At 65.8% G+C, this 532-nt stretch carries 2 pseudogenes; both read left to right on the top strand.

Annotated elements, in window-relative coordinates:
* Window positions 1–327: pseudogene (locus tag ACFW0H_RS30120) on the top strand (acetaldehyde dehydrogenase); the annotation flags it as partial.
* Window positions 324–532 (top strand): annotated as a pseudogene (locus ACFW0H_RS30115) (4-hydroxy-2-oxovalerate aldolase); the annotation flags it as partial. The pseudogenes ACFW0H_RS30120 and ACFW0H_RS30115, both read left to right, overlap by 4 nt.

Genomic DNA, 532 nt, shown 5'->3' with positions numbered 1-532 from the left:
CCGCCGCTGATGATGCGTGACAGCGTGTTCGTGCTCAGCGAGGCCGCCGACCCGGCCCAGGTCGAAGCCTCGATCGTCGAGATGGCCGCTGCCGTGCAGGCCTATGTGCCCGGCTACCGCCTCAAGCAGCGCGTGCAGTTCGACGAGGTCCGCGACCTGAATATCCCTGGCCACGGGAAATTCTCCGGGCTGAAGACTTCGGTGTTCCTCGAAGTCGAAGGCGCCGCCCATTACCTGCCGAGCTATGCCGGCAACCTCGACATCATGACCTCCGCCGCGCTGGCCACCGCCGAGCGCATGGCCCAGGCGCTGGGAGCTTCGGCATGAGCAAGAAACTCTATATCTCCGACGTCACCCTGCGCGACGGCAGCCACGCGATCCGCCACCAGTACTCGCTCGAACAGGTGCAGGCCATCGCCCGCGCGCTGGACCAGGCCAAGGTGGATGCCATCGAAGTCACCCACGGTGACGGCCTGCAAGGCTCGTCCTTCAACTACGGCTTCGGCGCCCACACCGACCTGGAGTGGATCGA

It is taken from the genome of Metapseudomonas cellulosilytica (assembly GCF_049334135.1).
Taxonomy (GTDB): Bacteria; Pseudomonadota; Gammaproteobacteria; order Pseudomonadales; family Pseudomonadaceae; genus Metapseudomonas.
This window is presented reverse-complemented; position numbering and strand designations above follow the sequence as displayed.